Source organism: Streptomyces sp. NPDC101219, from assembly GCF_044767675.1.
Classification (GTDB): Bacteria; Actinomycetota; Actinomycetes; order Streptomycetales; family Streptomycetaceae; genus Streptomyces.
This window is the reverse complement of sequence record NZ_JBIWOK010000010.1, coordinates 82,660-96,430: the sequence shown is the minus strand read 5'-3', so window position 1 is coordinate 96,430 and position 13,771 is coordinate 82,660. Positions and strand designations below refer to the sequence as shown.

Sequence of the window (13,771 nt, the reverse complement as noted above, 5' to 3'; positions counted from 1 at the left end):
ATCGCCTGAAATCTACGCGCGTTGTTCGTCGTTGGTACGAGGAGATCCGATATGCCGTTCGACCGCCGGAAGTTCCTGACGCAGTCCGCCGTGACGGGGGCGGGGGTGGCGCTGGCGGGTGCGGCGGCGGCTCCGGCGGCCCGGGCCGCGGAGAGCGCCGGGGACCGGGGAAGGAAGCGTCAGAAGCGGTACGCGCTCACCGTGATGGGCACGACCGACCTGCACGGGCACGTCTTCAACTGGGACTACTTCAAGGATGCGGAGTACACCGACCCGGCGGGCAACGCACAGGGCCTGGCCCGCGTGTCCACGCTCGTGGACCAGGTCCGCGCGGAGAAGGGCCGGCACAACACCCTGCTGATCGACGCGGGCGACACCATCCAGGGGACGCCCCTGACGTACTACTACGCCAAGGTGGACCCCATCACCGCGGAGGGCGGCCCGGTCCACCCGATGGCGCAGGCGATGAACGCCATCGGGTACGACGCGGTGGCCCTCGGCAACCACGAGTTCAACTACGGCATCGAGACGCTGCGCGCGTTCGAGCGGCAGTGCCGGTTCCCGCTGCTCGGCGCGAACGCGGTCGACGCGAAGACCCTGCGGCCCGCCTTCCCGCCGTACTTCATGAAGACGTTCCGGGTGAAGGGCGCGCCGCCGGTGAAGGTGGCGGTGCTGGGCCTGACGAACCCGGGCATCGCGATCTGGGACAAGGCGTACGTGCAGGGCCGGCTGGCCTTCCCCGGCCTGGAGGAGCAGGCGGCGAAGTGGGTGCCGAAGCTGCGGTCGATGGGCGCGGACGTGGTCGTGGTGTCGGCGCACTCGGGTTCGTCGGGGACGTCGTCGTACGGGGACCAGCTGCCGTACGTGGAGAACGCGGCGGCGAACGTGGCGCGGCAGGTGCCGGGCATCGACGCGATCCTGGTGGGGCACGCGCACCAGGAGATCGCCGAACTGCGGGTCACCAACGAGGAGACGGGCCGGGAGGTCGTGCTGTCGGAGCCGCTGTGCTACGCGGAGCGGCTGACGCTGTTCGACATCGAGCTGGCCTTCGAACGCGGCCGGTGGCGGGTGGAGTCGGTGTCCGCGTCGCTGCGGGACTCGGCGACGGTCGCGGACGACCCGCGCATCACGCGGCTGCTGACGGACGAGCACGAGAAGGTGGTGGCGTACGTCAACCAGGTGGTGGGCCGTGCCACCGACACGCTGACCACGGTGGAGGCGCGCTACAAGGACGCCCCGATCATCGATCTGATCAGCCGGGTGCAGGAGGACGTGGTGCGTCAGGCGCTGGCGGGCACGGAGTACGCCGGACTGCCGGTGCTGTCGCAGGCGTCGCCGTTCTCGCGGACCTCCGAGATCCCGGCGGGCGACGTGACCGTCCGGGACCTGTCGAGCCTGTACGTGTACGACAACACGCTGGTGGCGAAGCTGATGACGGGCGCGCAGGTCCGGGCGTACCTGGAGTACTCGGCGGAGTACTTCGTGCAGACGGCGGCCGGCGCGCCGGTGGACGTGGACCGGCTGACGAACGCGGGCGGCCGTCCGGACTACAACTACGACTACGTGTCGGGCCTGCAGTACGAGATCGACATCGCCCGCCCTGCGGGGTCGCGGATCCGTGATCTGCGCTTCGAGGGCGCACCGCTGGACGACGCGCGGCAGTTCGTGTTCGCCGTGAACAACTACCGGGCGAACGGCGGCGGGGCGTTCCCGCACGTGGCGTCGGCGCCGGAGCTGTGGTCGGAGTCGACGGAGATCCGGACCCGGATCGCGGAGTGGGTCACCGCGAAGGGACTGCTGGACCCGCGGGACTTCGCGTCCGTGGACTGGCGGCTGACCCGGGACGGCACGCCGGTGTTCTGACCCTGCGGGCGGCCCGGCCCCGGCACCCCGCGCGAGGGGTGTCCCGGGGGCCGGGCGCCGGCCGGTCAGGCCTCCTGGACGCGCAGGGCGCGGGCCAGGTCGTCGAGCTGGTCGACCAGCCTGCGGCGCAGGGCGGGGGTCGGGTCGCCCTTGCGCAGACACTTCTCGCCCAGCCGCAGGTGTTCGGCGTCGACGGCGTGGGCGGGGAAGGCCCAGCGTCCGGCGGCCTCGGCGATGGCGGGGCCGCGGCGGGCGGCGAGCCGCACGGCGTCCTGGTAGTAGCGGGCCACGTACGGGCGGAGCAGGTCGGCCTGTTCGGGCTGCCAGAAGCCCCGGGCGGTGGCGGTGAACAGGTAGTTCGACAGGTCGTCGGAGTCGAACAGGGCGGACCAGGCACGGGCCTTGGCGTCCTCGTCGGGCAGCGCGGCGCGGCAGCGGGCGGCGCCCTCCTGCCCGGTGGCGCTCGGGTCGTGTTCGAGTTCGGCGGCGATGGCCGCCTCGTCGGTGGCTCCGAGGACGGCGAGGCGGGCGAGGATCCGCCAGCGCAGCTCGGGGTCGAGTTCGGGGCCGCCGGGGACGGTGCCGTCGTCGAGCCAGCTGGCGATGGTCTCGGGGTGGGCGGCGGCGTCGATGAAGTGGCGGACGGCGATCAGGCGCAGGCCGGGGTTGTCGCCGTCCTCGGTGCGGCGCACCAGGTCGCGGCACAGGCGGGTCAGCGCGCCGAGCGCGGCGGGCCGCTGCCCGGGGGCGAGGTAGCGGTCGGCGATCTGGGTCGCGGCGAAGGCCAGGACGCCCTGGACGAGGGCGAGGTCGGTCTCCTCGGGGAGGTGGGCGCAGGCGGTGGCGAGGTAGTCGCCGGGGGCGAGTTCGCCGTCGCGGACCATGTCGCGCAGGGCGTTCCAGACGACGGCCCGGGTGAGGGCGTCGGGGATGCCGGACAGGCCGCGCAGGACCGTTTCGAGGGAGGTGTCGTCGAGGCGGATCTTGGCGTAGGTGAGGTCCAGGTCGTTGGGCACGACGAGGGCGGGGTGGGTGCCCGGGCGGGGTGTGGGGGCGGCGTCCCCCGGCACGTCGGTCTCGAAGCGTTCCCGCAGGACCAGGGCGCGGCCGTCGCTGAGGTCGCGGTCGTAGACGCCGACGGTGACGCGGTGCGGGCGGTGGCCGTCGCGGTCGAGGGCGAGACTCCACTGCCCGGGGCGGGAGTCGACCGCCGCGGTGAGCCGGTCGACGCCGGTGGTGCGCAGCCAGGCGTCGGCCCAGGCGTGGACGTCGCGGTCGGTGGCGGCGGCAAGGGAGTCGATGAAGTCGGCGAGGGTGGCGTTGGCGAAGCGGTGCCGGGCGAAGTGGATGTTGATCCCGGCCAGGAAGTCCTTCTCGCCGAGCCAGGCGACGAGCTGGCGCAGGGCGGAGGCGCCCTTGGCGTAGGAGATGCCGTCGAAGTTGAGCAGCGCGGAGGCGGTGTCCTCGACGTGCTCGGGGGCGACGGGATGGGTGGAGGGGCGCTGGTCGGCGTCGTAGCCCCAGGTCTTGCGGGCGACGCCGAAGTCCGTCCAGGTGTCGGTGAAGCGGGTGGCCTCGGAGGTGATCTGGTAGCCCATGTACTCGGCGAAGGACTCGTTGAGCCAGATGTCGTCCCACCAGGTGAGGGTGACGAGGTCGCCGAACCACATGTGGGCCATCTCGTGGGCGACGACCATGGCACGGGTCTGGCGCTCGGTGTCGGTGACGGCGGAGCGGTAGACGAACTCGTCGCGGAAGGTGACCAGCCCCGGGTTCTCCATGGCCCCGGCGTTGAACTCGGGGACGAACGCCTGGTCGTAGGAGTCGAAGGGGTAGGGCTCCTCGAACTTCTCGTGGTAGCGGTCGAAGCAGGCGCGGGTGATGTCGAGGAGTTCGTCGGCGTCGGCGTCGAGGTGGGGGGCCAGGGAGCGGCGGCAGTGCAGGCCGAAGGGCAGTCCGCGGTGCTCGGTGCGCACGCTGTGCCAGGGTCCCGCGGCGACGGCGACGAGGTAGGTGGGGATGAGCGGGGTGGGGGCGGCCCGCCAGCGGCCGTCGCCGAGGTGTTCGGTGATGCCGTTGGCGAGGACGGTCCAGGCGGGCGGGGCGGTGACGCTCACCTCGAAGACGGCCTTGAGGTCGGGCTGGTCGAACGCGGCGAACACGCGCTGCACGTCGTCCAGGAAGAGCTGGGTGTAGACGTAGGTCTCGCCGTCGGTGGGGTCGGTGAAGCGGTGCATGCCCTCGCCGGTGCGGGAGTAGCGCATGCTCGCGTCGACGCGCAGCTCGTGCTCGCCGGGGGTGAGGCCCTTCAGCGGCAGGCGGTTGCCGTCGAGGGTCCCGGGGTCCAGGGGGTGTCCGTCGAGGGTGACGGAGCGCAGTGCGGCGGGCTTGACCTCGACGAAGGTGTCCGTGGCCTCCTGGTCCGCGAGCACGGTGAACCGGATCGCGGTGCGGGAGTCGAAGACCTCGTCCCCGACGGTCAGATCGAGTTCGATCGTGTAGCGGTGGACGTCGAGGAGCTGTGCTCGGTTCTGCGCTTCGTCGCGCGTGAGTACGGACATGCAGGCCATGCTGCCCGATGCCGTCCGCACGGCACAGGGGCGGTTCGGTACGCGGCCTATGTCCGGTCGGGTTCGAGCTCCTCGGCGTACGCCCCCGCGGGGTGCCCGGGGGGCGGGTGGGGCGTGGGGTGGGGAAGGGCGGCGCGTGGCGGCGCGCCGGCCGGGGCGGGGGCGAGGCGGGCGCGCAGCTCGCGGATCTCGCGTTCGAGGGCGAGGCGCCGCTGGTGCGCGTCGTAGAGGTGCCGGATCTTGATGCGCAGGGCCCACGGGTCGACCGGCTTGGGCACGACGTCGGCGACGCCGAGGGCGTAGGCGGCGGCGCCGAGTTCGCGGTCCCGGCCGAAGGCGGTGAGCAGGACGGCCGGGATGTGCTGGGTCTGTTCCAGGCGCCGCATGTAGCGGACCACGTCCAGGCCGCCGGTGCCGGGGGTGCGGATGTTGAGCAGCACCAGGCCGACGGTGCCGCGCAGCAGCTGTTTGAGGGCCTCCTCGCTGGTGGTGGCGCGGCCCAGCAGGTGGCCCAGCGGGGCGAGGGCGCTCTCCAGCGCGTAGAGGGTGTCGTCGTGGCCGTCGACGATGAGGATCCTGGCATCCCGGGGCATGGCGGACGTCCCTCCTCGTAGGGGACCGGAGTCTCGTCCGGGTGCTGACGGGCGGTGTCCGTCGGCTGACAAGGAGTGCCCATAGAATGCCCCGCGCACGCCCCCCTGTCACTCCCCGGGGAGCAGGCTCGCGGTCAGCCGGTGGTGCGGTCCGCGTCTCCCGCGGTGTCCTCGGCGATGCGTTCGTGGTGGCGGATCACCTCGGCGACGATGAAGTTCAGGAACTTCTCGGCGAAGGCCGGGTCGAGCCGGGCGTTCTCGGCGAGGTCACGCAGCCGGGCGATCTGGCGGGCCTCGCGGGCCGAGTCGGCGGGCGGCAGCCGGTGCTGCGCCTTGAGGCGGCCGACCTGCTGGGTGCACTTGAAGCGTTCGGCGAGCATGTGGACGACGGCGGCGTCGATGTTGTCGATGCTGTCGCGCAGCCGGGTGAGTTCCTCGCGCACGGCGGGGTCGACGTCCGGGGTGCCGGTGGAGCTGGTGGTCATGGGGCGTCAGCCTACGGGCCGGGGCCGGGCGGGGCCGGAACGGTCCGCACCGTGGTCGGGGCGCCCGGACACGCCGCGGGCAGGCGGTGTCCGGGCGGGCCGGACCGTACAGTGGAACCGGGTTCAGGACGTCTGTGGGGGTGAGGCGTGGCGAACGGCGGACCGGTCGAACACGGCTTCCCGCACCTGGAGACGGTGCGGGAGTCCATCACGGCGCTGTACCGGCGGCTGACCTACGACACGGTCCGGACCTTCTCGACGAGTGTCGCGCCGGCCGACGTGGCGTTCTGCGACACGGACGACCTGCATCTGGGCGCGCAGCGGGTGGCCCGGGAGATGGTGCGGCACTACCGGCTGCCGGACGCGCGGCTGATCATCGGTTTCCGGGCGATGACGCACGCGGCGAACGTCGAACTGGCGGCGGGACCGGAGTACTTCGTCGAGCTGAACGACCGTTTCCGCGCGCACCGGCGGGACATCGGGGCGGCGCTGGCGCACGAGGTGATGCACGTCTACCTGCACCGGCTCGGCCTGTCCTTCCCGGGGACGCGGGAGAACGAGATCCTCACCGACACGGCGGCGACGTACCTGGGGGCGGGCTGGCTGCTGCTGGACGCGTTCCGGGAGGACGGGGCGTCCTCGCAGAAACTGGGGTACCTCACACCGGAGGAGTTCGGGTACGTCCTGGCGAAGCGGTCGCTGTTCTTCGGCGAGGACCCGTCGGTGTGGTTCACCAGCCCGCAGGCGTACACGGCGTACGGCAAGGGCATGGCGCTGGCCCGGCGCGACGAGCAGCAGCCGCCGCTGACGGCGGCCGGCTGGACGGGCCGCCGCCGGTACGCCCGCGACCGCCGGCAGGCGCAGGAGCCGCACGCCGGTGCCGCGCCCGCCCGGACGGACGTCCCGTACCGCTTCGCGCCGGAGGGCCACGGCCCGCTGAAGGTGTCCTTCCCCTGCCCGACCTGCCGGCAGCGCATCAGGGTGCCGGTGCGGGGGCGGGTCCGGGCCCGGTGCGGGCTGTGCCGGACGGTGCTGGAGTGCGACACGTAGGCGGCTGAAGGCCGGCCGGGCGGCGGGTCCGTTTCCGGGGGATCCGCGGCGCCGCGGGCACGGTCGCTCCGTAGTCTTGGCGCATGAAACGTGCCCTGCTCACGGCCCTGTGCGTCGTCGTTGTCGCGGTGTCCGGCTGCTCCTCCTCCGGAACCGGTGCCTCCGCGAGAGAGCCGGACGGGGCGGGGCTGGCGAGCCCGGCGAAGAAGGAGCTGGCCCAGCAGATCGTCGCGAGCGCCGAGAACGGGACGCTGGACTGGCGCAGCGCCTACGGCTACATCGAGGACATAGGCGACGGCCAGGGATACACGGCGGGCATCATCGGTTTCTGCACCGGCACCCACGACCTGCTGACCCTGGTCGAGGACTACACGGCCGGCCACCCCGGCAACGGCCTCGCCCGCTACCTGCCCGCCCTGCGCGCGGTCGACGGCACGGACTCGCACGAGGGGCTGGACCCCGGCTTCACGGCGGCGTGGAAGGCGGAGGCGAAACGGCCGGCGTTCCGCGCCGCGCAGGACGCCAAGCGCGATGCCGAGTACTTCGGCCCGGCGGTGCGCAGGGCCGAGCGGGACGGGCTGTCCGCACTGGGCCAGTTCGTGTACTACGACGCGATCGTCTACCACGGCCCCGGGGACGGCCCCACCAGCTTCGGCGGCATCCGCGCGGCGGCGATGGAGCGGGCGGACCCGCCGGCCCGGGGCGGTGACGAGGAGGAGTACCTGGCCGTGTTCCTGGAGGTGCGCCGCACGGCCATGAACCGGCTGCACCCCGCCCACGACACCAGCCGGGTCACCGCCCAGCGCCACTTCCTCGACGAGGGCAACCTCGGCCTCGACACCCCGCTGGAATGGGAGATGTACGGGACGCCCTACAAGGTGGCCTGAGCCGGGCCCGGCCCGGGAAGTGCGACGGCGCCCGCCCAGGTGTCCGGTCGGGGACGCGGGCGGGCGCCGTCTGTGTCCGTACGCCTTTGTACGTCACGTCGGTGAGGGACCGTCAGGTCCCGGTGCGGGCCGTCAGACCGCCAGTGCGCGGTCCGTCGGACGGATCGGTGCCGGCAGGTCGCTCGCCCCCGTGAGGAGGCGGTCGCAGCCCCGCGCGGCCGAGCGGCCCTCGGCGATCGCCCACACGATGAGCGACTGCCCGCGTCCGGCGTCACCGGCCACGAACACGCCGGGCACGTTCGTCTGGAAGTCGGCGTCCCGGGCGATGTTACCCCGCGCGTCGAGCTCCAGGCCGAACTGCTCGACCAATCCGTTGTCCCGGTCGGTGCCGGTGAAGCCCATGGCGAGGGTGACCAGCTGGGCGGGGATCTTGCGCTCGGTGCCCGGCCTGCCGACCGGGCGTCCGTCGACGAACTCGACCTCGCTCAGGTGCAGCCACTGGACGTTGCCGTCCGCGTCGCCCTCGAAGTGGGTGGTGGAGACGGAGTAGACCCGCTCGCCGCCCTCCTCGTGCGCGGACGTCACCTTGTACAGCATAGGGAAGGTCGGCCACGGCTGGGCCGCCGGGTCCCGCTCCTCGCCGGGGCGGGGCATGATCTCCAGCTGGGTGACGGAGGCGGCGCCCTGGCGGTGGGCGGTGCCCACGCAGTCGGCGCCGGTGTCACCGCCGCCGATCACGACGACGTGCTTGCCCTCGGCGGTGATCGGCGGGGCGACGTAGTCGCCCTCCTGCACCTTGTTGGCCAGCGGCAGGTACTCCATGGCCTGGTGGATGCCCTTGAGCTCGCGGCCGGGCACCGGAAGGTCGCGCGGGGTGGTCGCGCCGACCGCCAGGACGACGGCGTCGTAGCGCTTGCGCAGCGCGGTGGCCGGCATGTCGCGGCCGATCTCGATGCCGGTGCGGAACTTGGTGCCCTCCGCGCGCATCTGCTCGATGCGGCGGTTGATGTGCCGCTTCTCCATCTTGAACTCGGGGATGCCGTACCGCAGCAGGCCGCCGATGCGGTCGGCCCGCTCGTAGACGGCGACGGTGTGGCCGGCCCGGGTCAGCTGCTGGGCGGCGGCCAGGCCGGCCGGGCCGGAGCCGACGACGGCGACGGTCTTGCCGGACAGCCGCTCCGGGATCTGCGGGGCGACGTCACCGGCCTCCCACGCCTTGTCGATGATGGAGACCTCGACGTTCTTGATGGTGACCGGCGGCTGGTTGATGCCGAGCACGCACGCCGCCTCGCACGGGGCCGGGCACAGGCGCCCGGTGAACTCGGGGAAGTTGTTCGTCGCGTGCAGGCGCTCGCTCGCCGCCGCCCAGTCCCCGCGGTAGGCGTAGTCGTTCCACTCGGGGATGAGGTTCCCCAGCGGGCAGCCGTTGTGGCAGAACGGGATGCCGCAGTCCATGCACCGGCTCGCCTGCTTGCTGATGACGGGGAGCAGCGAGCCGGGGACGTAGACCTCGTTCCAGTCCCTGACGCGCTCCTCGACCGGGCGGGTCGCGGCGAGTTCGCGGCCGTGGTTCAGAAAGCCCTTCGGGTCAGCCATTGATCGCCGCCTCCATCATCTTCTCGTGGGTCTCGGACTCGGAGAGCCCGGCTCGCTCGGCGGCGTCCTTGGCGGCGAGCACTGCCTGGTACGTGCTGGGGATGATCTTGCTGAAGCGCTCCACGGCCGTGTCCCACTCGGCGAGCAGCTTCCCGGCGACGGTGGAGCCCGTCTCCTCCTGGTGCCGGCGCACCACGTCGTGCAGCCAGGTCCGGTCGGCGTCGTCGAGCGGCCGGACGGCGTCGAGGTTGCCGGCGTTGACGTGGTCGCGGTCCAGGTCGATGACGTAGGCGACACCGCCGGACATGCCGGCCGCGAAGTTCCGGCCGGTCTCGCCGAGGACGACGGCGTGGCCGCCGGTCATGTACTCGCAGCCGTGGTCGCCCACGCCCTCGGAGACGACGAGCGCCCCGGAGTTGCGGACGCAGAACCGCTCGCCGACCCTGCCGCGCAGGAACATCTCGCCGCCGGTGGCGCCGTAGGCGAGGGTGTTGCCCGCGATGACGCTGTACTCGGCGAGGTGGTCGGCGCCGCGGTCGGGGCGGACCACGATGCGGCCGCCGGACAGGCCCTTGCCGACGTAGTCGTTGGCGTCGCCCTCCAGACGGAGGGTGACACCGCGCGGGACGAAGGCGCCGAAGGACTGGCCGGCGGAGCCGGTGAAAGTGATGTCGATGGTGTCGTCGGGCAGGCCCGCACCGCCGAACTTCCTGGTCACCTCGTGGCCGAGCATGGTGCCGACCGTGCGGTTGATGTTGCGGATGGCGACCCGGGCGCGCACCGGCTGGGCACCGGCGGCGTCGGACGCGGCCAGGGCGTCGGCGGAAAGCCTGATCAGCTCGTTGTCGAGGGCCTTCTCCAGGCCGTGGTCCTGGGCGGTCAGCTGGTGGCGGACGGCGCCCTCGGGCAGCTCCGGCACATGGAACAGCGGCGCGAGGTCGAGGCCCTGGGCCTTCCAGTGGTCGACGGCGCGGGTCACGTCGAGCACCTCGGCGTGGCCGACGGCCTCCTCGATGGAGCGGAAGCCCAGCTCGGCCAGCAGTTCACGGACCTCCTCGGCGATGAACCGGAAGAAGTTCACCACGTGCTCGGCCTTGCCGGCGTAGCGGTCGCGCAGCACCGGGTTCTGGGTGGCGATGCCGACCGGGCAGGTGTCGAGGTGGCAGACGCGCATCATGACGCAGCCGGAGACCACCAGCGGGGCGGTCGCGAAGCCGAACTCCTCGGCGCCGAGCAGGGCGGCGATGACGACGTCGCGGCCGGTCTTGAGCTGGCCGTCGGTCTGCACGACGATCCGGTCCCGCAGGCCGTTGAGCAGCAGGGTCTGCTGGGTCTCGGCCAGCCCGAGCTCCCAGGGGCCGCCCGCGTGCTTCAGCGAGGTCAGCGGGGAGGCGCCGGTGCCGCCGTCGTGACCGGAGATGAGCACCACGTCGGCGTGGGCCTTGGAGACGCCCGCGGCGACGGTGCCGACACCGACCTCGGAGACCAGCTTGACGTGAATGCGCGCCCGGGGGTTGGCGTTCTTCAGGTCGTGGATCAGCTGGGCCAGGTCCTCGATGGAGTAGATGTCGTGGTGCGGGGGCGGGGAGATGAGGCCCACGCCCGGCGTCGAGTGACGCGTCCTGGCGACCCACGGGTAGACCTTGTGGCCGGGCAGCTGGCCGCCCTCGCCGGGCTTGGCGCCCTGGGCCATCTTGATCTGGATGTCGTCGGCATTGACCAGGTACTCGGAGGTCACGCCGAAGCGGCCGGAGGCGACCTGCTTGATCGCCGAACGGCGGGCCGGGTCGTACAGGCGCTCGGGGTCCTCGCCGCCTTCACCGGTGTTGGACTTGCCGCCCAGCTGGTTCATGGCGACGGCGAGCGTCTCGTGCGCCTCCTGGGAGATGGAGCCGTACGACATGGCGCCGGTGGAGAACCGCTTGACGATCTCGGAGACCGGCTCGACCTCGTCGAGCGGGATCGGTCCCCGCCCGGACGTGAAGCCGAAGAGGCCGCGCAGCGTCATGAGCCGCTCGGACTGCTCGTTCACCCGCTCCGTGTACTTCTTGAAGATGTCGTAGCGGCCGGAGCGCGTGGAGTGCTGGAGGCGGAAGACCGTCTCGGGGTCGAACAGGTGCGGTTCGCCCTCGCGGCGCCACTGGTACTCGCCGCCGATGTCCAGCGCGCGGTGCGCCGGGGCAATGCCGGAGACGGGGTACGCCTTGGCGTGGCGGGCGGCGACCTCCTGGGCGACCACGTCGATGCCGACGCCGCCGATCTTGGTGGCGGTGCCGTTGAAGAACTGGTCCACGAAGCCCTGGTCGAGGCCGACGGCCTCGAAGACCTGGGCGCCCCGGTAGGAGGCGACCGTGGAGATGCCCATCTTGGACATCACCTTCAGCACCCCCTTGCCGAGGGCGCGGATCAGGTTGCGGATCGCCGTCTCGGGCTCCATGCCGGGCAGGAAGGTGCCGGCGCGGACCAGGTCCTCGACGGACTCCATCGCCAGGTAGGGGTTGACCGCCGCCGCGCCGTAGCCGATGAGCAGGGCCACGTGGTGGACCTCGCGGACGTCGCCGGCCTCGACCAGCAGGCCCACCTGGGTGCGCTGCTTGGTGCGGATGAGGTGGTGGTGGACCGCCGAGGTGAGCAGCAGCGACGGGATCGGCGCGTGCTCGGCGTCGGAGTGCCGGTCGGACAGCACGATCAGGCGGGCGCCGTTGCCGATGGCCGCGTCGGCCTCGGCGCAGATCGCCTCGATGCGCGCGGCGAGCGCCTCGCCGCCGCCGGAGACCCGGTACAGGCCGGACAGAGTCGCGGCCTTGAAGCCGGGCATGTCGCCGTCGGCGTTGACGTGGATCAGCTTGGCGAGCTCGTCGTTGTCGATGACCGGGAAGGGCAGGACGACGCTGCGGCAGGAGGCCGCGGTCGGCTCCAGCAGGTTGCCCTGCGGGCCGAGGGAGGAGCGCAGGGAGGTGACGAGCTCTTCCCGGATGGCGTCCAGCGGCGGGTTGGTGACCTGCGCGAACAGCTGGGTGAAGTAGTCGAACAGCAGCCGCGGCCGGTCGCTGAGGGCGGCGATCGGCGAGTCGGTGCCCATCGAACCGATCGGCTCGGCACCGGCCTTGGCCATCGGCGCGAGGATGACGCGCAGCTCCTCCTCGGTGTAGCCGAAGGTCTGCTGGCGGCGGGTGACCGAGGCGTGGGTGTGGACGATGTGCTCGCGCTCGGGCAGGTCGGACAGCTCGATCTCGCCGGCTTCCAGCCACTCCGCGTAGGGGTGCTCGGCGGCGAGGGCGGCCTTGATCTCGTCGTCCTCGATGATGCGGTGCTCGGCGGTGTCGACGAGGAACATGCGGCCGGGCTGGAGGCGGCCCTTGCGGACGACCTTGGCGGGGTCGATGTCGAGGACGCCGACCTCGGAGCCGAGGACGACCAGGCCGTCGTCGGTGACCCAGTAGCGGCCGGGGCGCAGGCCGTTGCGGTCGAGGACCGCGCCGACCTGGGTGCCGTCGGTGAAGGTGACGCAGGCCGGTCCGTCCCAGGGCTCCATCATCGTGGAGTGGTACTGGTAGAAGGCGCGTCGCGCGGGGTCCATGGAGTCGTGGTTCTCCCACGCCTCCGGGATCATCATCAGCACGGAGTGCGGCAGCGACCGGCCGCCGAGGTGCAGCAGTTCCAGGACCTCGTCGAAGGAGGCGGAGTCGGAGGCGTCGGGCGTGCAGACCGGGAAGACGCGCTCCAGCTCCCTGCCGGTGCCGAACAGGTCGGACATCAGCTGCGACTCGCGGGCGCGCATCCAGTTGCGGTTGCCCTTGACGGTGTTGATCTCACCGTTGTGCGCGACGAACCGGTAGGGGTGGGCGAGCGGCCACGAGGGGAAGGTGTTCGTGGAGAACCGGGAGTGCACGAGCGCGATCGCGGAGCCGAAGCGGCGGTCGGACAGGTCCGGGAAGAAGGGCTCCAGCTGGCCGGTGGTCAGCATGCCCTTGTAGACGATGGTCCGCGCGGACAGCGACGGGAAGTAGACACCGGCCTCGCGCTCGGCGCGCTTGCGCAGCGCGAAGGCCCTGCGGTCCAGGGCGATGCCCGTGGACGCGCCGTCGGTGACGAAGATCTGGCGGAAGACCGGCATCGTGGACCGGGCGGTGGCGCCGAGCAGTTGGGGCGCGACCGGCACCTCCCGCCAGCCGAGGACGGTCAGGTCCTCGTCGGCGGCGATCCGCTCGATGCGGGCGACGGCGTCCTCGGTGCCGTCGCCCGGCAGGAAGGCGATGCCGACGGCGTAGCCGCCGGCCTCGGGCAGCTCGAACCCGGCGACCTCGCGGAAGAAGGCGTCGGGGACCTGGGAGAGGATGCCGGCACCGTCGCCCGAGTCCGGCTCGGACCCGGTGGCACCGCGGTGCTCGAGGTTGCGCAGGACGGTCAGGGCCTGCTCGACCAGGGTGTGGGACGCCTCGCCGGTAAGGGTGGCGACGAAGCCGACACCGCAGGCGTCATGCTCGTCACGGGGGTCGTACATGCCCTGCGGGGCAGGGCGAGCATCCATGAACGACCAGCTGGATCGGTCGTTCCCGGAATGCTGGGACGGCTGGCGCGGCGTACGCATCGGCTCTCCCGTCGTCGTCTGTTGGCATGTGTCAGGTGCCGAGGGACGACGTTGGCCCTCTGCGTGGGGTGGGAAATGTCAGGCAGATTACATGATGGAGCGGTTCTCGCCTACCGGGATATTCCGTTTCAGCATG

8 protein-coding genes are annotated in these 13,771 nt (G+C 72.1%); 3 read left to right on the top strand and 5 right to left on the bottom strand.

Annotation, left to right across the window (positions count from 1 at the left end):
* Positions 1 to 51: 51 nt before the first annotated feature.
* Entirely contained in the window at positions 52 to 1,863 is a 1,812-nt protein-coding gene (locus ACIRPP_RS20925) for a bifunctional metallophosphatase/5'-nucleotidase (RefSeq protein WP_403644851.1), read from the top strand.
* A gap of 65 nt (positions 1,864 to 1,928) precedes the next feature.
* Here ACIRPP_RS20925 and pepN read toward each other — a convergent pair whose 3' ends face one another.
* The 3 genes from pepN to ACIRPP_RS20910 all read right to left on the bottom strand — a co-directional run bounded on the left by pepN (position 1,929) and on the right by ACIRPP_RS20910 (position 5,511).
* Positions 1,929 to 4,433, bottom strand: a complete 2,505-nt coding sequence (pepN, locus tag ACIRPP_RS20920) for an aminopeptidase N (protein WP_403644849.1) — start codon at positions 4,431 to 4,433, stop codon at positions 1,929 to 1,931.
* Between the two features lie 47 nt (positions 4,434 to 4,480).
* Positions 4,481 to 5,026 carry a two-component system response regulator gene (locus tag ACIRPP_RS20915; RefSeq protein ID WP_403644846.1) on the bottom strand — a complete coding sequence of 182 codons (546 nt, stop codon included), beginning with the start codon at positions 5,024 to 5,026 and terminating at the stop codon, positions 4,481 to 4,483.
* Between the two features lie 134 nt (positions 5,027 to 5,160).
* Entirely contained in the window at positions 5,161 to 5,511 is a 351-nt protein-coding gene (locus tag ACIRPP_RS20910; RefSeq protein ID WP_403644843.1) for a chorismate mutase, read from the bottom strand.
* A gap of 147 nt (positions 5,512 to 5,658) precedes the next feature.
* On the opposite strand from ACIRPP_RS20910, the gene ACIRPP_RS20905 reads away from it, so the two are divergent.
* Together ACIRPP_RS20905 and ACIRPP_RS20900 are read left to right on the top strand one after the other, a co-directional pair.
* Positions 5,659 to 6,561 carry a hypothetical protein gene (locus ACIRPP_RS20905; protein ID WP_403644840.1) on the top strand — a complete coding sequence of 301 codons (903 nt, stop codon included), beginning with the start codon at positions 5,659 to 5,661 and terminating at the stop codon, positions 6,559 to 6,561.
* A gap of 83 nt (positions 6,562 to 6,644) precedes the next feature.
* Positions 6,645 to 7,448: a chitosanase gene (locus ACIRPP_RS20900; RefSeq protein ID WP_403644838.1), complete on the top strand. Its 804-nt coding sequence runs from the start codon at positions 6,645 to 6,647 to the stop codon at positions 7,446 to 7,448.
* A 132-nt stretch (positions 7,449 to 7,580) separates the two neighbouring features.
* Here ACIRPP_RS20900 and ACIRPP_RS20895 read toward each other — a convergent pair whose 3' ends face one another.
* Both ACIRPP_RS20895 and gltB read right to left on the bottom strand, forming a co-directional pair.
* Positions 7,581 to 9,044: a glutamate synthase subunit beta gene (locus ACIRPP_RS20895; RefSeq protein ID WP_403644835.1), complete on the bottom strand. Its 1,464-nt coding sequence runs from the start codon at positions 9,042 to 9,044 to the stop codon at positions 7,581 to 7,583.
* A complete protein-coding gene (gene gltB / locus ACIRPP_RS20890) occupies positions 9,037 to 13,635 on the bottom strand; it encodes a glutamate synthase large subunit (protein ID WP_403644832.1) in 4,599 nt (1,532 codons plus the stop codon). Before gltB ends, ACIRPP_RS20895 begins: the two co-directional genes overlap by 8 nt.
* Positions 13,636 to 13,771 lie beyond the last annotated feature (136 nt).

What these genes read in the sequence shown, in the direction of transcription:
- ACIRPP_RS20925 (WP_403644851.1), top strand. Translation starts at nt 52, where the DNA reads ATGCCGTTCGACCGCCGGAAGTTCCTGACGCAGTCCGCCGTGACGGGG.
- pepN (WP_403644849.1), bottom strand. Translation starts at nt 4,433, where the DNA reads ATGGCCTGCATGTCCGTACTCACGCGCGACGAAGCGCAGAACCGAGCA.
- ACIRPP_RS20915 (WP_403644846.1), bottom strand. Translation starts at nt 5,026, where the DNA reads ATGCCCCGGGATGCCAGGATCCTCATCGTCGACGGCCACGACGACACC.
- ACIRPP_RS20910 (WP_403644843.1), bottom strand. Translation starts at nt 5,511, where the DNA reads ATGACCACCAGCTCCACCGGCACCCCGGACGTCGACCCCGCCGTGCGC.
- ACIRPP_RS20900 (WP_403644838.1), top strand. Translation starts at nt 6,645, where the DNA reads ATGAAACGTGCCCTGCTCACGGCCCTGTGCGTCGTCGTTGTCGCGGTG.
- ACIRPP_RS20895 (WP_403644835.1), bottom strand. Translation starts at nt 9,044, where the DNA reads ATGGCTGACCCGAAGGGCTTTCTGAACCACGGCCGCGAACTCGCCGCG.
- gltB (WP_403644832.1), bottom strand. Translation starts at nt 13,635, where the DNA reads ATGCGTACGCCGCGCCAGCCGTCCCAGCATTCCGGGAACGACCGATCC.